The organism is Streptococcus sp. HMSC061D10 (genome assembly GCF_001808865.1).
GTDB lineage: Bacteria > Bacillota > Bacilli > Lactobacillales > Streptococcaceae > Streptococcus.
Window position 1 is genome coordinate 34,529 of sequence record NZ_KV795009.1, and the last position, 22,649, is coordinate 57,177.

The following is a 22,649-nucleotide window of genomic DNA, read 5'->3' on the forward strand; positions in this document are numbered from 1 at the left end:
CAAAGTGGCGTGCCAGAAGTCCATGACAAATCAGAGTTCACAGGCGGTGTATCAGGCGAATCTTTAGTTGAGCCGTCTAAACCAATATTTGAAGGTGGCGTTAATGGTCCGGGTACAGTAGCTGAAAGCCTACCAGATTATGAAGGAGGCGCAGTCCCAGTTGACACTCTGAAACAGGAACTCCCTAGCTATAGTGGTGGTGTGAATGCCACTGAAGCGCTCGTTCAAGATGCAAAACCGACTCTACATGTTGAAGTCCGAAAAGAGTTGATTCCTAAACAAACTAGGGAAAAGATTGATCCAGACATGCTTGTCGGTGAAACAAGAATCGAGCAAGTCGGTCAAGATGGTGAGAAAGAGATTGTTACCAGCTATGAGGAAAAAGATGGGAAACGTATCTCAGAGCTGAAAGAGACAACACGGATTTTAACAGAAGCTAAAGATCAGGTTATCATCCGTGGCAGCAAGGAAAAAGAAGAAATTAAACCTGAACCTGTCCTAACTCTTTCAAATATTACTGGAAATTCGATGGGCCGTTCAGCTCGCTTAAGTTATAACTTGGAGAAGGCAGATGGTGTTTCCGTTTCAAAAATTAGTGCCACTATTAAAGCCAAGGGGCTAGAGGATCAGACCATTGACTTAACGAGTGATCAGCTGGAAGCAACAGTTGATAATCTGAAACTTTATACGGATTACACCATATCTACAAGGATGGTCTTTAATCGTGGTAAGGGTGAAGAGAGCACTCTACTTGAGGACAAGAAGCTTCGTTTAGAACTTAAAAAGCTGGAAATAAAAGATATTAAGGAAACAAGCCTTGTTAAGGTTGAAAATGGCAAAGAGTCTGTGATTCAGCACTTGACAGAAGTGCCAAGAAACTTGGAAGACTATTATCTCAAGATTAATTCAGAGGACCATAAGACCAGCCGTTTAGCCATCAAGTCAATCCAAACTGAGAGAATTGATGGAAAAGAATATTATAAGGTGAATGCTGAAGCAACTGACTTGATTCAACGCAATGATCAGAAAACTTTTGAAGAAGGCTACAGCTACTATCTGGCTAAGTCGAGTACTGCATCTCCTGCTGTTCCTGGTGTAAAAGAATACGCTTATCAGGATATCCAAGATTATGATAGTCGCCATGATCAAGCCTATCGAAACCTTGAAAAATTGCAACCTTTCTACAATAAAGAATGGATTGTGAATCAAGGAAATAAACTGGATCTTGATCATAATCTAGCCAAGAAGCAGGTAGTCTCTGTTATCGCCATGAAAGGGAAAGACTTTGTGACGGATCTTTCAGTGGCAGACCATATCATGGTTCATTATGCAGACCAGACCAAGGATGTATTTGCAATTACTTCACAAAATTCTGGCTTGACTGCTATCAAGGAATACAAGATTGCTGACTTGGATGTACTTTATACTCCAGATATGCTGGTTAAGGACCGTTCAGCCCTAGCCAAGGACCTGACCTCAATCTTGAAAACAGTGGACTTACAGTCTGATGGAGTTTATCGAGTCCTAGATGATCAAACCACCAGCCTTGATAAGAAGGTTGAGGCTGTGAAGAATTGGTATCTAGAAGAAAGCTTTGCAGAGGTCAAAGCGCAGCTGGGAACTCTGGTTGATAAGTTACTCACCAATCTAGACTACCAGTGGAACGATTCACCTGCTAGCATGGCTTCCTTGAAGCAGAAAGTTCAGGCTCACCAGTCTGCTATCATGCTGGGGCTTGCTTATCTCAATCGCTATTACGGTATCCGATTTGCCGATTACAATCTGAAAGAACTCATGCTCTTTAAACCAGATTTTTATGGCCAAAATGTGGATATCTTGGATCGATTGATTGAACTTGGTTCAAGAGAAAATAACCTAAAAGGCGACCAGACTCATGAAACCTTTGCAAGAGTCCTAGCCAAGGATACAAAATCTGAAGATTTACATGCCTTCTTAGACTACAACAGACAGTTGTTGACGACTGACAAGGATATGAATGACTGGTTTGTGAATGCCACCAAGGGCCATGTCTACATAGCAGAGCGAGCTTCGAAGAATCAAGAAATTGCAAATCGGAAGCATCGGGCTTATGACAATCTGAATAACTGGTTGCATCGCAATATGATTCTGCCTTTGTTGAATGTCAAGAAGGCACAGATGTTCCTGATTTCCAACTACAATACCATTACTTTTGGATCAGCTGATAAATCTGGCAAAACCATAGACCAGATGAAAGCTGACATTGATCTAGTAGCGGACCGCCAGTTGACTTACTTGGATTTCTGGTATCGACTTGCTGCTGATGAAGTTAAAGACCGTATGGTTAAGAGTGACTTTAATGTAGCTACACCAGTTTGGGAAGGCTATCGCGTTGATGGACGTGGCTGGGTAGAGCGTTATGGACATACTAGTGGTATGGAAGACTACGCGCCAATTCGTGAGGTATTTGGACCAGCAGGTCGCTACTATAAAGACAATAAGCTAGGAGCTTATGCCTCTATCTATCCAAAGATAAATGCCAGAGATGCTGTTCACTTTGTGGAAATCGATATGATGAGTGAGTATGGCTTGTCTGTCTACACCCATGAGACAACTCACATCAACGATCGTATTGTCTATCTGGGTGGCTACAAACATCGTGAAGGAACCTATGTAGAAGCCTATGCTCAGGGTATGCTCCAGTCACCGGCTGAGGAAGGCCATCAAGGTGAGTATGGTGCTCTTGGTCTCAACATGGCTTACATACGACCAAACGATGGGGACCAATGGTACAATCCAGATCCAACCAAGTTGCAAACACGCCAGCAGATTGACCACTACATGAAAGGTTATAATGAGGCCTTGATGCTTCTAGATTATCTGGAAGGAGAACGAGTTCTCGCTAAGAATGATCTGGCTTTGAAGAAGGCTTGGTTCAGCAAGATGACCAAGCAAATGCGCTATCAGGACCAGGATAATAAACTCCTTGCTCCAAACCAGTGGGACTATGTCCGTCCATTGACAGATGAGGAAGCCAAGACTCAGCTAAATTCTGTAGATGACCTAATCAAACATAACATCATCACCAATAGGCATTATCAGGGAACTTATCGACCAGAAGAACTCAAGACAGCTTATGTCAATGTCAAAATGGTGGATGCTATCTATGGTGGAAACACAAGTCAGGGAGCTCCAGGAGCCATCTCCTTCAAGCATAATGCCTTCCGTATGTGGGGTTATTATGGCTACGAAAATGGTTTCCTAGGCTATGCTTCTAATAAATACAAGGATGAGGCCTTAAGCGAGGGGCATGACACCCTTGGAGATGATTTCATCATCCAGAAGGTTTCGAAAGGCAAATACCAGAACTTAGAAGAATGGAAGAAGGCCTGGTTTGACGCTATTATTGCCAAGGCAAAACGAGGAATTCATAGTTTTGAAATTGATGGTCAGCAAATTGATTCTTACGAGAAATTGCAAGACTTGTTTGACCAAGCAGTAGAAACGGATTACCGAAACTTCAAGTATGGAGGCTCAGTTGCCAACTATACAGTAGCTCTGAAGAAAAAAGTCTTCCAGAAGTTATTGCAGGTCACAGATGCCTTTTCATCCGAACTCTTTCCTAAAGGATAGATAAAAAGTCGGTGTGATAAAAGAGAATGCTATGTTCAGATTTTCTTAGAAAGTGACATCTACTTTATCATTCTCAAAGAATAAATTGCCAGATCTCCTGTTGGGGTCTGGCTTTTATGGTATACTTAGGATATGCATAGAAAAACAGTGATTGATTTTAGGGCTTTGGGTGAGCGATACACCTTTACCCAGCCTATCAAAGAGTTAAAAACCAGAGATTTAGCAGAAGTAACAGACTTGCTGGCACAAGTGGAAAGCTACCAAGAGCAAGGCTATTATGTGGTAGGATATGTCAGCTATGAGGCTGCGCCAGCTTTTGAGGAAAAATTAGCGGTCCACAAAGCTCCCTTACTGGGGGAGTATTTGCTTTACTTTACTGTTCATGACAAAGTTGAAACATCCAGTATTCCTCTGACTTATGAGGAGGTGGATTTGCCATCAAACTGGCAGGAAGTAACATCTGCAGAGGACTATGAAAAGGCCATTGCCCAGATTCACCATCATTTACGACAAGGAGATACCTATCAGGTCAATTATACGGTTCAACTCAAGCAGGAGTTGTCTGCCAATCCTTTTGCTATCTACAATCGTATGGTTGTCGAGCAGGAAGCGGGTTACAATGCTTACGTAGAGCATGACGACATGGCAGTGATTTCCATGAGTCCAGAACTCTTTTTTGAGCAAAATGGCCGTGAATTAACGACTCGCCCTATGAAGGGGACGACTAAACGGGGTCTGAACGATGTTGAAGACTTGAAGGAAGCGGCTTGGTTGGAGCAAGATCCCAAAAATAGCTCAGAGAATATGATGATAGTGGACCTCTTGCGTAATGACATGAACCGTATTTCTGAGGTCGGAAGTGAGCATGTGGAGCGTCTGTGTCAAGTAGAGCAGTATTCTACAGTTTGGCAAATGACTTCGACCATCAAGAGTCAGTTACGACCGGATGCTGACCTAGTTGAAATTTTCCGATCGCTCTTTCCATGTGGCTCCATCACAGGAGCTCCCAAGATAGCGACTATGGAAATTATCAAGGACTTGGAGCCTCAATCTAGAGGAGTTTATTGTGGGACGATTGGTATCTTGCTTCCCAATGGACGACGGATTTTCAATGTGGCTATTCGAACCATTCAACTGCATCGAGAGCAAGCCATCTATGGAGTCGGTGGAGGCATCACTTGGGATAGCACTTGGGAGTCAGAATACCGTGAAGTCCAGCAAAAGGCTGCTGTTCTTTATCGCAAACAGCCTCATTTTAAGCTGATAACGACAGGGAAAATCAGTCAGAAAACCTTACTCTTTGAAAAGCAACATCTAGAAAGACTGCAAAAGGCTAGTCGTTACTTTGCCTTTCCTTTTGATGTAGAAGACTTGAGACAAAAGATAGAGGAAGAGTGCCAAGCTTGTGACCTCCATCAAGACTACCGTTTGCGAATCAGTCTCAGCAAATCTGGAGAAATAGAAATTGATCGACAAGTATTAACACCACTTAGTCCAACTTTTTGTCAAGCTAAACTTTGTCTGCAAGAAGCTGATTTGCAGCAGGCCTTTACCTACTTTAAGACGACACACCGACCACATTTGACAACGGGAGAGCAGGAAATCATCAATCACACTGCTGATGGAAAACTGCTTGAAACCTCTATTGGGAATCTGGTCTTAAAAATGGATGGCAAACTCTATACACCGCCAAGTCAACTAGGCCTGTTACCAGGGATTTATCGTCAACACTTGCTTGAAAATGGGCAAGTAGAAGAGAAGGTTTTGACCATAGAAGATTTGATGCGAGCAGAAGTCATCTATGGCTGCAATGCAGTAAGGGGCTTGTATGAGTTGTCAGTAAAGGATCACTAAATGAAACTAATATTTTTACATGGCCTAGGTCAGTCAGCAGCTAGTTGGAAAGCAGTTCAGGATTTGCTGGCAGATTATCCTTCTGAAGCCATAGAGTTATTTCCTACTGGAGTTGGGACTTATCAAGAAGCCAAAGAGTGCATTTATCAGCACTTATCAGAGGAGACAGAACCTTTTGTCTTAGTCGGTTTGTCTTTAGGGGCTGCACTTGCGTTGGAGCTTTCAAGTTATGATCTACCAAATCTTCAGGCCTTGGTTTTGTCAGGATGTCCACTGAAATTAGCAGGTAACATTCTTTTTTACATTCAGTTGCTGATATTTAAATTGCTTCCTAAGAGGATATATGAGAAGCAGGGGGCAGATAAGGCTCTTATGGTTGGAGTTTCTGAGGAATTAAAAACACTTGATTTAAGAGAGATTGCAAAGAATTGTCCCTATCCAAGCTTGTTGATCTGTGGTAGTCAGGATAAGCCTAATCTCAGTTCAATGAAAAGTATTCATGAACTGATGCCAGATTCTCAGTTTCAGATCATCCCTGACGGCCCTCATGTCTTGAATAGGGCCAAACCAAAAGAGTTTGCAGAATTAACCAGAAGTTTTCTTGAATTGCTGAAACAAGTTTGATAAAATAATATTGAGATTGATATTATAATTTTAGGAGAAAATCATGAACAAACGTCATTTATTAAAACTAGGCTTAGCTTCTTTACCTGTCCTAGCTTTGTTTTTACAACCTGTTGTGGCAGATGAAAGTATCCATTTTTCAAGCTGTAAGGAAGCTTGGGAGAATGGTTATGCAGATATTCATAAGGGAGAACCAGGATATTCTGCTACTCTAGATAAAGATCATGATGGGATTGCCTGTGAATCAAAGAATGCGCCTAAGGGCGTTTTAAAAGAGAAAAAGTCGAGTACATCACAAGCTAACACCAATGTAGCACCTGATAGTGTAGCACCTACCCCAAGTGTAGCAGCTGAAAGTGGCTGGGTTCGTCAGAATGGATCTTGGTACTATTTTTCTGAAAATGGGAAACCAGTAACAAATACTTGGCAGGGTGCTTACTATCTCAAGTCAGATGGAAGAATGGCTGAGAATGAGTGGGTATACGATAACTATTACCAAGCCTGGTATTACCTCAAATCAGATGGATCTTATGCACGCAATACTTGGCAAGGAAGTTACTATCTCAAATCAGATGGTAAGATGGCTCAGGGTGAATGGATTTATGATTCTTACTACAAAGCCTGGTATTACCTCAAATCAGATGGATCTTATGCGCATAATACTTGGCAAGGTGCATACTACCTCAAGTCAAATGGTAAAATGGCTCAGAGTGAATGGGTCTATGACTCTTCTTACCAAGCCTGGTATTACTTGAAATCAGATGGATCTTATGCTCGCAATGCATGGCAAGGAAATTACTATTTGAAATCGGATGGTAAAATGGCTAAGAATGAGCGAGTGGATGGCGGACGCTATTATGTAGATGCCTCTGGTTTGTGGAAACCATAGAATAGAAAAAAATTCTGGGAAGTTAATGCAAACCTTTGCACTGATTGGCAGATTTTGTTATACTAGTACTGTAAGCATTTTCAATTAAGGATAAGGAGAAGACGATGAGTCAAAAGATTATTGGGATTGACCTTGGTGGAACTTCTATCAAGTTCGCTATTTTAACGCAAGAAGGAGAAATCCAAGAAAAATGGTCTATCAAGACAAACATTTTGGATGAAGGAAGCCATATCGTAGACGATATGATTGAAACTATTCAACACCGTTTGGGCTTGCTTGGATTGTCTGCTGAAGATTTCCGTGGAATTGGTATGGGGTCACCTGGTGTGGTTGACCGTGAAAAAGGGACTGTTATCGGTGCCTACAACCTCAACTGGAAAACTCTTCAACCAATCAAAGAAAAAATGGAAAAAGCCTTGGGTATTCCATTCTTCATCGACAATGACGCTAACGTGGCAGCTCTTGGTGAGCGTTGGATGGGTGCTGGTGAAAACCAACCAGACGTTGTCTTTATGACACTTGGTACAGGTGTTGGTGGCGGTATCGTGGCAGAAGGAAAATTACTTCACGGTGTTGCTGGTGCTGCAGGTGAACTTGGACACATCACAGTTGACTTTGATCAACCAATCGCATGTACGTGTGGTAAAAAAGGCTGTCTTGAGACAGTAGCTTCAGCAACAGGTATTGTTAACTTGACTCGTCGTTATGCAGATGAATATGAAGGCGATGCAGAGTTGAAACGCTTGATTGATGATGGAGAAGAAGTAACTGCTAAAACTGTCTTTGATTTGGCAAAAGAAGGAGACGACCTTGCCTTGATCGTTTACCGTAACTTCTCACGTTACTTGGGAATTGCATGTGCCAACATCGGTTCAATCCTAAACCCATCAACAATCGTTATCGGTGGTGGTGTATCAGCTGCGGGAGAATTCCTTCTCCAAGGCGTGCAAAAGGTTTATGATGAAAATACCTTCCCACAAGTGCGCACAACAACTAAGTTGGCTCTTGCCACTCTAGGAAATGACGCTGGAGTTATCGGAGCAGCATCACTTGTATTGCAATAAATATAAACATAAAAAGGAGAAAATTTCTTTCCGTAAGCGAGTGATTTTCCTCCTTTCTTTTTTTATGCTATACTAGTTAAGAAATAAAAGTTGAGGTAGGGGTAAATGACAAAAGCAGATAAGATTTTTAAAGAAAATATTGAACGAATCCTTAACGAAGGAGTCTTTTCAGAACAGGCTCGTCCTAAGTATAAGGATGGAACAGTGGCTAACTCCAAGTACATTACAGGTGCTTTTGCGGAGTACGATTTGTCTAAGGGCGAATTTCCAATCACGACCTTGCGCCCCATCGCGATAAAATCAGCCATCAAGGAAGTACTTTGGATCTACCAAGACCAGACCAATAGTCTAGAAGTTCTCAATGATAAGTACAATGTTCACTACTGGAATGACTGGGAAGTTGGAGATACAGGGACTATTGGGGAACGTTATGGGGCTGTTGTTAAGAAGCATGACATCATTAACAAGATTCTCAAACAGTTGGAAGCCAATCCTTGGAACCGTCGCAATATCATCTCACTTTGGGATTATCAAGCTTTTGAGGAAACAGATGGCCTTCTACCATGCGCCTTTCAGACCATGTTTGATGTCCGTCGAGTAGATGGAGACATCTATCTGGATGCCACCTTGACCCAGCGTTCTAATGATATGCTAGTAGCTCACCACATCAATGCCATGCAGTATGTGGCGCTTCAGATGATGATTGCCAAACATTTTGGATGGAAAGTTGGAAAATTCTTCTACTTTATCAATAACCTTCACATTTATGACAATCAATTTGAACAAGCTCAGGAATTGCTTCGTCGTGAGCCTTCAAATTGCCAACCACGTTTGGTCTTGAATGTACCAGACAAGACCAACTTCTTTGATATTAAAGCAGAGGATTTTGAGCTGGTTGATTATGATCCAGTCAAGCCACAGTTGAAGTTTGACTTGGCAATTTAATACTCTCTGAAAATCAGGCTAGATTCCTAGTTTCCTATTTGGTTATTATTGAGTATAAATATAGAAAAAAAGAAGTTGAGAAAAAATCCCAACTTCTTTTGTTTATTAACGTGATACGCGACGGCGAGCTGCCTTCTTACGATTTTCTTCGATGAAAGCTGCTTTTTGTTCTTCTGGTTCGATCACTTTCTTTTTAACTGCGTATACTGCACCTGCAACTGCAGCAACAGTTCCTGCGACACCTGTTACAAGACCTTTAGCGAATCCTTTAGCCATGAGTATTCCTCCTTTAACTTATAAATCAGCCAGCTACCTCAAGAGGTCGCATTTTTCTGACTGACCTTTTTGTGATATAATAATAGTATCGAAAAAATGGGAATTTTTCAAGGAAAAAAGATGAAAACAAAAATAATTGTGATTGTTGGACCGACTGCAGTTGGAAAGACAGCTCTAGCCATTGAAGTTGCTAAGCATTTTAATGGCGAAGTAGTTAGTGGAGATAGCCAACAAGTCTATCGAGGACTAGATATTGGGACAGCCAAGGCTAGTCCAGAGGAGCAGGCAAGTGTTCCTCATCACTTGATTGATGTGAGAGAGGTAACCGAGTCTTACTCGGCTTTTGATTTTGTTTCAGAAGCTAAAGCAGCTATTGAGGATATTCAAAGTCGAGGTAAGCTCGCTATTATTGCTGGTGGGACAGGACTTTATATCCAGAGTCTGCTAGAAGGATATCATTTAGGTGGGGCGACACCTCATGAGGAGATTTTAGCTTATCGTGCTAGTCTAGATCCTTTTTCGGATGAGGAGTTAGCCCATCTGGTAGATCAAGCAGGCCTTGAAATTCCCCAGTTTAATCGTCGTCGTGCCATGCGTGCCTTGGAAATTGCCCATTTTGGTCAAGACTTGGAAAATCAAGAGATCTTGTATGAACCGCTGATTATCTGCTTGGACGATGAACGTAGTCAGCTTTATGAGCGTATCAATCACAGAGTGGAGCTGATGTTTGAAGCTGGGCTTCTAGACGAAGCCAAGTGGTTGTTTGACCATTATCCAGATGTGCAGGCTGCTAAAGGAATTGGTTACAAGGAACTCTTTCCTTATTTTCGAGGAGAGCAGTCCTTGGAAGAAGCACGTGACAGTCTCAAACAGGCGACACGCCGTTTTGCCAAGCGCCAGCTAACCTGGTTCCGTAATCGCATGCAGGTAACCTTTTATCAGATAGGAGAATCTGGTGTAAAAGACCGTATTTTAAACCAGATTGAGGAGTTTTTAAATGATTGAAACGGAGAAAAAAGAGGAGCGAGTCCTGCTGATTGGTGTTGAACTTCAGGGCATGGATAATTTTGACCTTTCCATGGAAGAACTGGCTAGTCTGGCTAAGACGGCTGGAGCGGTTGTAGTGGATAGCTACAGACAAAAACGAGAAAAATACGACTCTAAAACCTTTGTCGGCTCTGGTAAGTTGGAAGAAATTGCTCAAATGGTGGACGCAGAAGAAATCACGACAGTCATCGTCAATAACCGTCTGACTCCTCGTCAAAATGTCAATTTAGAGGAAGTCTTAGGTGTCAAGGTCATTGACCGTATGCAGTTGATTTTGGATATCTTTGCCATGAGAGCTCGAAGTCATGAAGGAAAGCTCCAAGTGCATCTTGCACAGCTCAAGTACCTCTTGCCTCGTTTGGTTGGTCAAGGGATTATGCTCAGCCGTCAGGCAGGGGGGATTGGTTCCCGTGGTCCAGGTGAAAGCCAGCTGGAACTCAACCGTCGTAGTGTTCGTAACCAAATCACAGATATCGAGCGTCAGCTCAAAGTCGTTGAGAAAAATCGAGCGACAGTTCGAGAAAAACGTTTGGAGTCAAGTACCTTTAAGATTGGTTTGATTGGCTATACCAATGCTGGGAAATCGACCATTATGAACACCTTGACTAGCAAGACCCAGTATGAGGCAGATGAGCTTTTTGCGACTCTGGATGCGACAACTAAAAGCATTCATCTGGGAGGCAATCTTCAGGTTACCTTGACCGACACCGTTGGATTTATCCAAGACTTGCCAACTGAGTTGGTGTCAAGTTTCAAGTCTACCTTGGAAGAAAGCAAGCATGTAGACCTCTTGGTCCACGTTATCGATGCCAGCAATCCTTACCATGAGGAACATGAAAAAACGGTCCTGTCTATCATGAAAGACTTGGATATGGAAGATATTCCTCGCCTGACTCTTTATAATAAGGCGGATTTGGTGGATGATTTCACGCCCACTCAAACGCCTTATGCATTGATTTCTGCCAAGTCTAAAGATAGTCGAGAACAGTTGCAAGCTTTATTGCTAGATAAGATCAAGGAAATTTTTGAAGCCTTTACTCTGCGCGTGCCTTTTTCTAAGTCTTACAAGATTCATGATTTAGAAAGTGTTGCGATTCTTGAAAAACGTGACTACCAAGATGACGGCGAAGTCATCAGAGGCTACATTGCTGAGAAAAATAAATGGAGATTAGAAGAATTTTATGACTGATATCAAATCATTAGCCCTCAAGTATGGTGGCTATACGAGTCTAGACAAGGTCTATCTGGACCAGCTTTTAGCTGGTAGGTCTGAAGAGGAGCAACTAGCTCTCATCACACCTCCACCTAGCGTGGTTAATGCCTACTTTGCAGAGCTTTACCAGAAAAAGAGTCCTCAGGCTGCAACAGATTATTTTGCAGAAGTCAGCCAAGAACTGAACCTCTACAATACTGAACCAAGTTTTACTGAAGAAAGCAAACCCTTTATCCGTCTGAACCTGTCGGGTAAATCCTTTGGATTTTGCTATGAGAGGGAGGGACTTGGTCGCATTTTCTCTGAAACTGAGGAAACAATCACAGCTGACTTACTTTTTGAAATTGCGCAAATTTTCCCCCATCAGCTAGTCTTTGAGGAGTCTGGAAAAATTTACATGAAGGCTGTCGGGGATGAGGAAATAGTTAGTGTAGAAAGCTTAACATCTTTAACTGACTTGGAAAGCTTGGCAGATGGTCGCAAGCGTCTCAAAGGTTATAGTCAAGAGGATTTGCTACAAGAAGCTGAATCTTTCTCTGGCAAATTTTATTACCGCTCGGAAAACCGCACTGCTATGTTATATATTGATTAATTAGAAAGTATCGAATGGATATTCAATTTTTAGGAACGGGGGCTGGTCAGCCCTCTAAAGCCCGCAACGTTTCAAGCCTTGCCCTGAAACTCTTGGACGAGATTAACGAAGTTTGGCTCTTTGACTGTGGAGAAGGAACGCAAAATCGCATTCTGGAAACTACGATTCGACCACGGAAGGTCAGCAAAATCTTTATCACCCACTTACATGGAGACCATATCTTTGGTTTGCCAGGATTTCTCTCTAGTCGTGCCTTTCAAGCCAATGAAGAGCAGACGGATTTGGAAATCTATGGTCCCCAAGGTATTAAGTCATTTGTCTTGACTAGTTTGCGTGTCTCTGGTTCACGTCTGCCATATAAGATTCATTTCCATGAATTTGACCAAGATTCTCTTGGGAAAATCCTTGAAACAGATAAATTCACGGTGTATGCGGAAGAGTTGGATCACACTATTTTCTGTGTGGGTTATCGTGTCATGCAAAAGGATCTAGAAGGGACCTTGGATGCTGAGAAACTTAAGGCTGCTGGTGTCCCATTCGGCCCTCTTTTTGGCAAAATCAAAAACGGTCAGGATGTCGTCTTAGAAGACGGCACCGAGATTAAGGCAGCAGATTATATTTCAGCACCGCGACCTGGTAAGATTATTACCATTTTGGGAGATACTCGAAAAACAGATGCCAGTGTGCGTCTTGGTGCCAATGCAGATGTTCTTGTCCATGAGTCGACTTATGGCAAGGGAGACGAAAAGATTGCCCGCAACCACGGTCACTCAAACAATGTGCAAGCTGCTCAGGTAGCGGCAGAAGCAGGAGCCAAACGACTCTTGCTCAACCATATCAGTGCACGCTTCCTTTCAAAGGACATTAGCCAGCTCAAGAAAGATGCGGCAACGATTTTTGAAAATGTCCATGTGGTTAAAGACCTAGAAGAAGTGGAAATCTAGGATCTCGAGAAAGGATAAATATGTCTACTATTCTCATTACGGGTGCTAGTGGTGGTCTAGCCCAAGAAATGGTCAAACTCTTGTCCAATGATCAATTGATTTTGCTGGGTAGAAATAGAGAAAAATTAGCTCAACTATACGGAAATCATCCACATGCAGAATTGGTCGAAATCGATATTACCGATGCTCAAGCCCTAGAAGGCTTAGTAGCTGAACTCTACCAGCACTATGGTAAGATTGATGTTTTGATTAACAACGCTGGCTATGGGATTTTTGAGGAATTTGACAAGATCTCTAATCAAGATATTCATCAAATGTTTGAGGTCAACACCTTTGCTCTCATGAATCTGTCTCGGTTGGTTGGAGCTCGTATGAAGGAGACACGAAAAGGCCATATCATCAACATCGTCAGCATGGCTGGTTTGATAGCAACTGGCAAGTCCAGTCTTTACTCGGCGACCAAGTTTGCGGCTATTGGATTTTCAAATGCTCTGCGCCTTGAACTTATGTCCTATGGAGTCTATGTGACGACGGTTAATCCAGGACCTATCCGTACAGGATTTTTTGACCAGGCAGACCCAGATGGAACCTATCTCAAATCAGTTGACCGTTTCCTACTTGAGCCAGATGAAGTAGCTAAAAAGATTGTCAAAACCATAGGAAAAAACAAACGGGAACTCAATCTTCCAATCTTGCTCAATCTAGCCCATAAGTTTTACACCCTCTTTCCCAAGTTAGCAGATAAGTTGGCTGGGGAAACCTTTAATTATAAGTGATAAAGCTGTTCCCTTGAGGAATGGCTTTTTGCTTTAATTAGGAGGAGTTGTTCATCGAAAATAATCCCTGAACATACTGGTAGTTTTCCCCTATTAGATAGCTTTGAGGTATAATAGAGATAAGAACGTTCATTAGAAAAATGAAGTCCCAAACCAGCTAACTTACCCTAGATAATGACCTATGTATAGTCGGAGGTCGACAATGGAATTATTGACAATTGACCAAATCATTTCCCTTACCCAAGAAGAAACACAAGGGCTGGACCCTGAGATAAGAGAAGGGATTGTCCTGAGCCATACTGAACTGCCTGTGTCTGAACTGGATCGTTTGAAAAAACAACTGCAAATACAAGATTTGGATCCGATTTTTAGGAAATATATTCTGGCTTATAACTGGGGGCAGGTCGGTTTTTTAAGTTACCAGTTTGGATATGGGGACGGCACTAGTCTGACTTGGTTGATCAATCGCAATTTGGAATACCATGATTACTCAACTCTACAAGAAAGCAGCTTGATCATCATTGCAAATGGAGATCCCTATACTATTTTGCTGGATTGTAAATCTGGGGCAGTCTATGCTGTTGATGCAGAGATGACCTATGATGAAAAAATATGGCTGTCACCAGATTTTCTAGCATTTGTTAGAGCCATGGGAACGGCTCAATCTGCAGTTTGGACGGGTTGTGAAAGTGACTTCATCCACTTGATGACTAGAATAGGCCATGCGTCCAGTTTGATATTCTGGCAGAGTCTGGTCGGATTTTATGATTGAAACTAGAAGGAGCAGGTCATGGAATTTATAGTAGCTGAGGAGGGAATTCCTCAAAATATCGGATGTCAGGGAGCCTTGATTGCCTATTATGGCAGTGAGATAGAATTTCATTATGAAACCGTTCCACCGCACGGTGATGAGATTTTTTCTGCCAAGTTGCCTTTGTTGGGGCTTGATCTGCCCTTTTGGATCTATGGGAGAAATCTCATATTCTTAGACGCTTACTACCTTTTAGCTGAAACTGTTAAGAAAGGAACGTGGGATCCCATAACCAGTATGCTCATCAACATTCATACGGGGGAATACACCAGCCTAGACCACTGGTACAATCATATATCTATTGAGCAAAACGGTCTTGAGTTGAAAAATGATTATGATGGACAAGTCCTGACTTTGAAAACTGTTGACAATCTTCAATGGCTTGCCCTAGATGCTGAATCAGAAGAAAGGAACTAAATATGGCAAAGAAAAGAGTTACATTACCAAAAGAGTTTAAGGATTTAATGGATGAAGGAAATATTGAAGCCCTTAAAGCAGTCTATGATCGTTGTGAATTAACCGCTCATGATGGAAGATTTAGCTTATGTACACCTCTGCATATGGGAGGAGTCCCGGATGAATTGGTTATCTGGCTTGTCGAACAGGGCTTGGATATCAATATCCCTGATTATTATGGAGCGACTCCTTTGTACCGTCAGGCAACCATGGGAAGAGAGACTGTAAAACTCTTGCTTGAATTGGGGGCAGACATTGGAAAACCTAATACCTATGGTGAGACCCCCCTACATGTAGCAGCTGAGTTTTTCCATCCTAAGACTGTCAAACTTTTGATTGATAAGGGAGCAGATGTCAATGCTAAAAATGATATGGGAAGAACCCCACTAGCTTCAGTCTTGATGGTTTGTCGGGGGATTTATATTGCCCAAACAGCTGAAATTGCCTCTATGCTGCTGGATGCAGGTGCTAAGAAAACATCTGCTATGAAAGAAAAGGTTGAAAATATTGGTAAGGATTTTGAATTTCATAGAGAAGGGATCAATCCCGATTATCTAGAAGCAGCAGATCAGGGTCTAGAAAAACTTTATGCTTTGTTTGATGTCAAGCCGGTAGCCAAACGAATAACCCACGATGGAGTTTCTCCGATTCTCGTAAAAGAAGGTAGCTGGGAGGAACAATATGAGGAACTTTGGTCCTTCTTGATACCTTCAAGTGGAGCAGCAAAAACTGTTCAGGGGGAAGTTATCCGTATACCAGGTCGAGTTCGAGATGAACTGGATCGCAATGGTGGGGGCAACTGGGATAGGGACTATAGAAAAATGCTTCAGGCACTCCCTCAATACTTGTCTCTAGGAATCCCTCTTTCAGAACAAGAATTAGCAGAGACTAAAGAGCTTATTGCTCAAGTTCATGGGAAAGATTTTGATGACGAGCCTCGCCTAGACCGCCTGTGTCAGCTAGCTATTGCTTGGATTAAGCAAAATCCTGAACCCCTTCTCCTAGAAAAAACAAGTTATAAGCGTTAAAAAGCATTGGAAGACAGATAAAATAAAGAAATCATGGTGGGATTATGCAACTAATTGACCAAGTTAAAAAAATAGAAACTTATATTTGTGAGTATTTTGAAGACTGGGATTTGGATGATCCTGTAGAAGAAGGATATCTGGAAGATTATCAGGACATTTCTGGTGCTTCCGAGAAAGAGCTTCAAGGCTTTGCGGAAAGACTTGGCATTCGTCTACCTAGCGACTTCAAAGAGCTTTATAGCTACAAAAATGGGAGTAAATACTTCTCTATTTTACCTTGTGTAATTGACCAGAGAAATTTGACTTTTTCTCTCATGAGTCTGCAGGAAATTGAGACTTGTAAAAAGTACTTTCAAAATAGAGATGCTCTGTTAACCGAATTTCCCGACTATTTTTCTAGTCAAGACCTGGAAAATATGCGTGATAGTAGAATTAAGCCTTATCTTTTTAATAAAAAATGGCTTCCTTTTGCTCAGTGTTGTGACTCTTGTTATCTTATGCTGGACTTTGATCCAGACCAGGAGGGTCAGGAAGGGCAGATTATTTGCTACATCCATGATCCTGACCAGGTGATCTATGCGGCTAAAAGTCTTACAAATTTGATTGAAGGGATAATGGATGAGATAGTATGAACGGACAAATGTACCAAATAGCCTGTATCGTGGCAGCAGCTAGGAAGGCTTTAAAAAGTGGTAAAGAAATATGCTATAGGCCTGAAAAATATACAAATAAGTTGAGCTTTCAAATTTTGCTGTCAGAAAATGGGGAAGCTACAGAACTTTCAGTATCTGACTGGTTTGAAAACCTCAAGAAAAAAGGTCTAAAGGACTTACAATTATTTTGTCCTATTTCAGTTGAAGACAGAGGTATTTTAGGTTTCTCCAATACGACACAGAGTTCAATTCTCTGTTTTTATAAAGATGGGAAGGCAAGTTATTTCCTACCAAATTGGGAAGCTGCTTTCGCAGGCAGTGGCTGGGATGTTACCTACACTGAGTTTGAATGGAAAAGGTCTTCTCAAGACATTCCCCACTATGAAAATAATATCGAAGAATTTAAGGACATATTGACTCGGATAGAAGATCTAGCAAGGAAAATTGAATGTGAAAACTTTGCCAAAGTCTTTCACTCTGCTAGAAACTTTTTGCTAGACCCAGAATCTGGTAAAGGACTGGCAGAACCTCAAATTCCACCGCAACATCTAAGCATATTTAGAACTGCAAGTGCAGCGGATGTTTTTGGAGGAATGGGCTCCTGGAATGATGAACCTGGATGGCTGGCACAAGATAAGGGACTGGGTCAAGTATACGATGAACTTTCAGATCAATTGCTAAGAAATATTAGATTAGCTATTCTATTTGCCATCAATGAATGGTGATTGTTTATACTCTTCAAAAATCAAATTCAAACCACGTCAGCTTCACCTTGCCGTACTCGAGTACAGCCTTTGGCTAGCTTCCTAGTTTGCTCTTTGATTTTCAGAGTATTAGGAGGAAGAAAATGGGGAAGTTAAAGTTAAGCCTATTGAAGAAATGGGAACTAGACAAGGACTACAATAGTGTTCTCAATTCTGTCATGTTACAGGATGGTAGAGCCTTTGTCTTGACCAGTGAGAAGGAAGCTTTCAATCGCTACTGTCTGCTTGAAGTATCGCCTTTGGGTGTGAAGGAGATAGATGCTTGGGATTGTGATCATGTTTGGGAGGAAGAGCCTCTACTCTTTACAGATGGACAAAATATTGGCATCATCAAGGCTGGTAAGGAAATAGTCTATTATACTGGTGATTTTTCTAATCCAGAAATCATTGCCATAAAGGATCCGCAAAGTATACTTCCTAAAAAGGCACAAGAGAGGTATTTTCAAATAGTTTCAGATAGCGACCAGATCCCCGTGTGTTTTGAAAATCGAGTTTATACCAATCAGGCAAGAAACTTTGCCCTTTTAGAATTTGATAGAGAGAAAAAGCAGGCGAAGTGGACCACTTATTCGCATATTGATAAAAAAGATTTAAACCACTACGACAGGAGCTCAGATGCTTGTCCTAAAATCGATAGTCTGAAATATTGGCAACAAGAGCTCTATGCCTATAGCTCTGGAGAAAGCCAAACCTCTGTCAATAAATGGGGCATGGACTATTATGCCCTAGTTAAAATCTCTAGTGATGGTCGTATTATCGAAAAGTTATTAGAATCTGAACATTTAAAGGCTTTAGGCAAAAAAGCTGGTGTCAATGGACTCTTTACGGATTCGCCTTATCTTATCCTGAGCCCCCTATTTAAGAATGATGACTGGAAGAGCAAGCAAAAGCTATTTTCTCTGGCAACAAGAGAATGGTGCGAAATAGCCTTGCCTAGAGGAATGAGTAAACATAAGGTTCAAAATATGACAGACAACTTTTGTTTAACCTTCCTGTACGACAGAGGATTAAAAGAACTTGCCCTTTGTCAGATTGACTAGGCTGTAAATTGGAGTTAGGAATATTCTTAGAATAGATGAAGAAAATAAAAAAATTAAAAATGTTAAAACATCTTGACATTTCATCGATTTAGAGTATAATAAAAAATGTAAAGAGCTCTTGACATTGTTTTGACAGATTGGAGGAACAGGACTATGAGAAAAATGGATGAAATGGACAGAGCGATTCAGCTACGTTCTGAGGAATGGGGTTATAAAACGGCTCTATTTGGCTTATGTGGATGGACAGTATTTAATATTTATCAATCTATTACAAAAGGCATTGAACTTGAAATGTTACCATGTCTGATTTTATGTTTATCTATTTCTGTTCAAGGATTTACACAAATTGCCATAAAACAGAAAATGGTTGATGGTGATGAAGATTTTAAAGAACCTAATAAACTTGTTCAAGGAGTAATTTTGATGGTTGTTATCCTTATCGTAGTTTTGGCAATTGGCATTTATTGTTTTCAGAAAGACTAATGCTGTATGAAAAATAATATCAAACAGCTAAGAAAGTCTGAAGGACTACGTCAGGAAGATATGGCAAAAATATTAGGCGTTAGTCGACAAACCATTATTGCTATCGAGAATGACAAGTACAATCCTACACTTGAACTAGCAATGAAAATTGCAAGGTTGCTACAACTACATGTTGAAGAAATTTTCATTTTAGAAGATTAAAGATATCAGATAGCATTTATTCTAATCATCTGATTCGTAATGATGGAGAGTTTTCCGGTTCATGGAAACTCTCTTTTAAAGCTCATAAAGAGTCTACTCAATTTTACCCTTGTCCATCTATATATCTATCGTAAAACTGGTATAAAAATTGCAAATCGAATCTTAAAATAGTATACTAGAACTAGCAATTATGAAAATGTTTGCACTTTTGTTGATGATGATTATTTAGGAGACAAGACATGGAATTAACAGCCATTTATCATAGACCAGAATCAGAGTATGCTTATCTTTATAAGGAAGGTCAGCTACATATTCGAATTAGAACCAAGAAAAATGATGTCCAGCAGGTCATTCTACACTATGGTGATCCCTTTATTTTTATTGAGGATAAGTATGAAGCTAAGAATGAAATGACCAAAGTAACCTCAGACGCCTTGTTTGATTATTGGCAGGTTACAGTATCGGTTGATTTTGCACGGATTCAGTATCTCTTTGAACTTCTTGATAAGGAAGGTCAGGGAGTCTTCTACGGAGATAAGGGTTGTGTAGAACATACTCAAGAAAACTTGGATGCTGAAGGAAATGGCTTTAAACTTCCTTACATTCACGAAATCGATGGTTGCCAAGTTCCAAGCTGGGTTTCAAATACCGTTTGGTACCAGATTTTTCCAGAACGCTTTGCTAATGGAAATCCTAATTTGACTCCTGATGGAGCTCGAGCGTGGGATGCAGAGATTTCTCCTGAAAGGGATGATTTTTTTGGTGGAGATTTGCAAGGGATTATTGACCATTTAGACTATCTTAAAGATTTGGGAATCACTGGACTTTATCTATGTCCGATTTTTGAAGCTACAACCAATCACAAGTACGATACGACGGATTATTTTGAAATTGACCGTCACTTTGGAGACAAGGAAATCTTTCGTAATCTAGTCGAGGAAGCCCATAAACGGGGCATCAAAATCATGTTAGATGCAGTGTTTAACCATATCGGAGATCAGTCAGCCCAATGGCAGGATGTTCTAAGGAATGGAGAAAATTCCCCTTATAAAGATTGGTTTCATATTCAAGAATTTCCAATTACTGAGGATAAGCTTAAGAAGGCCAGAGAATTACCTTATCATACCTTTGCCTTTGCTAGCTATATGCCTAAGTTAAATACAGCTAACCCTGAAGTCAAAGACTATCTTTTGAGGGTTGCAACCTACTGGATTGAAAATTTTGATATCGATGCTTGGCGTTTGGACGTTGCAAATGAAATTGACCACCAGTTCTGGAGAGATTTCAGAAAGGCAGTTCTTGCTAAAAAGCCTGATTTGTACATATTAGGTGAAATCTGGCATACCTCACAACCTTGGCTACAAGGAGACGAGTTCCATGCTGTTATGAACTATCCACTCTCTGAAAGTATCAAGAATTATTTCTTGCGTCAGCATAAAAAGACAGAGCAGTTTATTTCAGAAATCAACAGCCAGTCTATGTACTACAAGCAACAAATTGCTGAAGTTATGTTTAACCTTTTAGATTCTCATGATACAGAGCGTATCCTCACAACTGCAAAAGGAAATGTGCAGCATGTCAAGGCAGCCCTTGTCTTCCTCTACCTTCAAAAAGGGACCCCTTGTATCTATTACGGAACAGAGCTGGCACTTAAAGGGGGACCAGACCCTGACTGCCGTCGTGTCATGCCTTGGAACCGTGTTTCTGAGGACAATGATATGCTGAATTTCATAAAGCAATTAATCAAGGTCCGTAAGGAAGTGGCAAGCATGATCCAGCATGGTTCCTATAGCTTGCAAGAAGTGAAACCAGATGTTCTAGCATTAACGTGGAACTACGAAGGGAAAGAAGTTCAGGCTATCTTTAACCAGTCTCCTGAGAATTTTGTTTTAGAAAGAGACTCTGTTGATTTAGCGAGTCATTGCCAGCTTGAAGATGGACATCAAGTCATCTTACCAGATGGATTTGTGGTCTATATTTCTGAGTAAAAAAGGATTAAAATAATGGCACTCAAGGAAGTTTATGATTATTTTCGTCACTATGATAAGGAAACTTATCAAGTTGTCGCCTGCATGGGCAATGAACCATCGGAAGAAGATGTTCAGGATTTTGAAAATCAATACGGCATTCGTCTGCCAGAAGATTTCAGGGAATTCACCATGTCATCTCTGGGAGGTCTCTTTATGGAAGTCAGGGAAGAGCTATGGTCAAGAGCCAAGGCTTACGATGTAGCCCCTTTTTGGACCTTCTGCCGAGGTATCAAGGTCTTGGGGATCGCCAATGGCATCCCAGACTTCTTAGACATTCGAATAAAAACCAAGGAATTACATGATTTAGGGTTTGTTGACTATATTCCATTTCTGTCTATCATCGGGGATGGAGATGTGATTTTCTGCTTTGATAAGGACAATCATATAGTAGCTCTAAATTGGTATAATAGTGGCGAAACTGAAGAGCTTGAATGTGATTTTTCAGAGCTTTTGCTTCAGCAAATTGCCGAGTTAGAAGAACGTAAAAATGAGATGGTCAAGCTACTGGAAAAGGGGAAAACAAGTCAATAATCTAATAGGAAATGTTAGTTTGATAGACCGTAAAAGAGGTTGGGATAAAAGATCCCGACCTCACTTTTTATTAGCAATCAAACTTTGACGCGGTAGCTGATTGAACTTTCTGTTCGTCTTTTATACTCTTCGAAAATCTCTTCAAACCACGTCAGCTTCGCCTTGCCGTACTCAAGTACAGCCTGCGGCTAGCTTCCTAGTTTGCTCTTTGATTTTCAGAGTATTAGACTCCAAAAATCTCCTAATCATCCTCGCGGGGCTGGGACTACGAAATCGAGACTTTGTCTATCGATTTCTGTCCCACTGCCTTTTTTAGTAAAATCATTCACTAAATGTACATTCAGATTTTCAAAGTTTTCTACTAATTATAGAAAAAAGAATCAAAAGTATGATTTTTATGCTGCCAGTATTGAAGTTTCTTATATTATTTTATAAAATAGAAGCAAAATACTACTGAAAAAGTAGAGCGCTTACATAAAATTGGAAGCGGTTACGAATATAAGGAGGATCTTATGGGAAAAGATCATTGGAATCGAAAAAGAGTGTACAGTATCCGAAAATTTACCGTTGGAACTTGCTCTGTAGTTATCGGCACTTGCTCAGTCTTATTTGGAGCAAGTGTAGCTGGTGCAAACCAAGTTTCAGCTGATGAAACTCCAATTGCAGTTGCTGCAGAAAAAGTAGAGGATGATTCTCATAAAGAGGAACTTGGTGAAACAAGAAGTCTAGAACAACCGGCATCAACTGAATCAGCTGCAAGTGAAGTTGCTACACCAGCTCATGCAGTTGAAAAGGCACAGGACGACCAAACTGTAC

At 41.0% G+C, this 22,649-nt stretch carries 22 protein-coding genes and 1 pseudogene; 22 read left to right on the forward strand and 1 reads right to left on the reverse strand.

The window, feature by feature from the left end; genetic code table 11:
* The 6 genes from HMPREF2728_RS03850 to HMPREF2728_RS03875 all read left to right on the forward strand — a co-directional run.
* A partial coding sequence (locus HMPREF2728_RS03850; RefSeq protein WP_148130262.1) for an SIALI-17 repeat-containing surface protein occupies positions 1–3,612 on the forward strand: 3,612 nt, incomplete at its 5' end.
* Positions 3,613–3,744: 132 nt separating this feature from the next.
* Positions 3,745–5,466, forward strand: coding sequence for an aminodeoxychorismate synthase component I (gene pabB / locus HMPREF2728_RS03855; RefSeq protein WP_075227097.1), 1,722 nt, complete (start codon positions 3,745–3,747; stop codon positions 5,464–5,466).
* Positions 5,467–6,090 (forward strand): alpha/beta fold hydrolase, encoded by a 624-nt coding sequence (locus HMPREF2728_RS03860; RefSeq protein ID WP_075227098.1) that lies wholly within the window; start codon positions 5,467–5,469, stop codon positions 6,088–6,090.
* 43 nt (positions 6,091–6,133) lie between these two features.
* Positions 6,134–6,979, forward strand: a complete 846-nt coding sequence (locus HMPREF2728_RS03865; RefSeq protein WP_083280546.1) for an excalibur calcium-binding domain-containing protein — start codon at positions 6,134–6,136, stop codon at positions 6,977–6,979.
* 104 nt (positions 6,980–7,083) lie between these two features.
* Complete coding sequence (locus HMPREF2728_RS03870) at positions 7,084–8,043, forward strand: ROK family glucokinase (protein ID WP_049508573.1); 960 nt, start codon at positions 7,084–7,086, stop codon at positions 8,041–8,043.
* Positions 8,044–8,148: 105 nt separating this feature from the next.
* Positions 8,149–8,988 carry a thymidylate synthase gene (locus HMPREF2728_RS03875; RefSeq protein ID WP_006148085.1) on the forward strand — a complete coding sequence of 280 codons (840 nt, stop codon included), beginning with the start codon at positions 8,149–8,151 and terminating at the stop codon, positions 8,986–8,988.
* A 105-nt stretch (positions 8,989–9,093) separates the two neighbouring features.
* On the opposite strand, the gene HMPREF2728_RS03880 is transcribed toward HMPREF2728_RS03875, so the two are convergent.
* A complete protein-coding gene (locus HMPREF2728_RS03880; RefSeq protein WP_060956055.1) occupies positions 9,094–9,264 on the reverse strand; it encodes a DUF3042 family protein in 171 nt (56 codons plus the stop codon).
* Positions 9,265–9,384: 120 nt separating this feature from the next.
* Between HMPREF2728_RS03880 and miaA the strand changes: the two genes are divergently transcribed.
* The 16 genes and pseudogenes from miaA to HMPREF2728_RS11040 all read left to right on the forward strand — a co-directional run.
* Complete coding sequence (miaA, locus tag HMPREF2728_RS03885; RefSeq protein WP_075227099.1) at positions 9,385–10,269, forward strand: tRNA (adenosine(37)-N6)-dimethylallyltransferase MiaA; 885 nt, start codon at positions 9,385–9,387, stop codon at positions 10,267–10,269.
* Positions 10,262–11,500, forward strand: coding sequence for a GTPase HflX (gene hflX, locus HMPREF2728_RS03890; protein ID WP_075227100.1), 1,239 nt, complete (start codon positions 10,262–10,264; stop codon positions 11,498–11,500). Before miaA ends, hflX begins: the two co-directional genes overlap by 8 nt.
* Positions 11,493–12,116: a cystathionine beta-lyase gene (locus HMPREF2728_RS03895; RefSeq protein ID WP_075227101.1), complete on the forward strand. Its 624-nt coding sequence runs from the start codon at positions 11,493–11,495 to the stop codon at positions 12,114–12,116. The genes hflX and HMPREF2728_RS03895 overlap by 8 nt, the downstream gene beginning before the upstream one ends.
* A 14-nt stretch (positions 12,117–12,130) precedes the next feature.
* A complete protein-coding gene (gene rnz, locus HMPREF2728_RS03900; RefSeq protein ID WP_075227102.1) occupies positions 12,131–13,060 on the forward strand; it encodes a ribonuclease Z in 930 nt (309 codons plus the stop codon).
* Between the two features lie 20 nt (positions 13,061–13,080).
* Entirely contained in the window at positions 13,081–13,836 is a 756-nt protein-coding gene (locus HMPREF2728_RS03905) for an SDR family NAD(P)-dependent oxidoreductase (RefSeq protein ID WP_075227103.1), read from the forward strand.
* Positions 13,837–14,038: 202 nt separating this feature from the next.
* Positions 14,039–14,608: an SMI1/KNR4 family protein gene (locus HMPREF2728_RS03910; protein WP_075227104.1), complete on the forward strand. Its 570-nt coding sequence runs from the start codon at positions 14,039–14,041 to the stop codon at positions 14,606–14,608.
* Between the two features lie 18 nt (positions 14,609–14,626).
* Entirely contained in the window at positions 14,627–15,064 is a 438-nt protein-coding gene (locus tag HMPREF2728_RS03915; RefSeq protein WP_075227105.1) for a hypothetical protein, read from the forward strand.
* Positions 15,065–15,066: 2 nt separating this feature from the next.
* Complete coding sequence (locus HMPREF2728_RS03920) at positions 15,067–16,131, forward strand: ankyrin repeat domain-containing protein (RefSeq protein WP_075227106.1); 1,065 nt, start codon at positions 15,067–15,069, stop codon at positions 16,129–16,131.
* A gap of 44 nt (positions 16,132–16,175) precedes the next feature.
* Entirely contained in the window at positions 16,176–16,763 is a 588-nt protein-coding gene (locus HMPREF2728_RS03925; protein ID WP_075227107.1) for an SMI1/KNR4 family protein, read from the forward strand.
* Positions 16,760–17,509 (forward strand): hypothetical protein, encoded by a 750-nt coding sequence (locus HMPREF2728_RS03930; RefSeq protein ID WP_075227108.1) that lies wholly within the window; start codon positions 16,760–16,762, stop codon positions 17,507–17,509. Before HMPREF2728_RS03925 ends, HMPREF2728_RS03930 begins: the two co-directional genes overlap by 4 nt.
* A gap of 122 nt (positions 17,510–17,631) precedes the next feature.
* Entirely contained in the window at positions 17,632–18,588 is a 957-nt protein-coding gene (locus tag HMPREF2728_RS03935; RefSeq protein ID WP_075227109.1) for a hypothetical protein, read from the forward strand.
* A 153-nt stretch (positions 18,589–18,741) separates the two neighbouring features.
* Positions 18,742–19,071: a hypothetical protein gene (locus HMPREF2728_RS03940; RefSeq protein ID WP_033584556.1), complete on the forward strand. Its 330-nt coding sequence runs from the start codon at positions 18,742–18,744 to the stop codon at positions 19,069–19,071.
* 6 nt (positions 19,072–19,077) lie between these two features.
* Positions 19,078–19,272, forward strand: a complete 195-nt coding sequence (locus tag HMPREF2728_RS03945) for a helix-turn-helix transcriptional regulator (protein ID WP_033584559.1) — start codon at positions 19,078–19,080, stop codon at positions 19,270–19,272.
* A 239-nt stretch (positions 19,273–19,511) separates the two neighbouring features.
* On the forward strand, positions 19,512–21,260 hold the full coding sequence (locus tag HMPREF2728_RS03950; protein WP_060956050.1) for a glycoside hydrolase family 13 protein: 1,749 nt from the start codon (positions 19,512–19,514) through the stop codon (positions 21,258–21,260).
* A 15-nt stretch (positions 21,261–21,275) separates the two neighbouring features.
* Entirely contained in the window at positions 21,276–21,833 is a 558-nt protein-coding gene (locus HMPREF2728_RS03955; protein ID WP_060956049.1) for an SMI1/KNR4 family protein, read from the forward strand.
* A gap of 512 nt (positions 21,834–22,345) precedes the next feature.
* Positions 22,346–22,517: pseudogene (locus tag HMPREF2728_RS11040) on the forward strand (YSIRK-type signal peptide-containing protein); the annotation flags it as partial.
* Positions 22,518–22,649 lie beyond the last annotated feature (132 nt).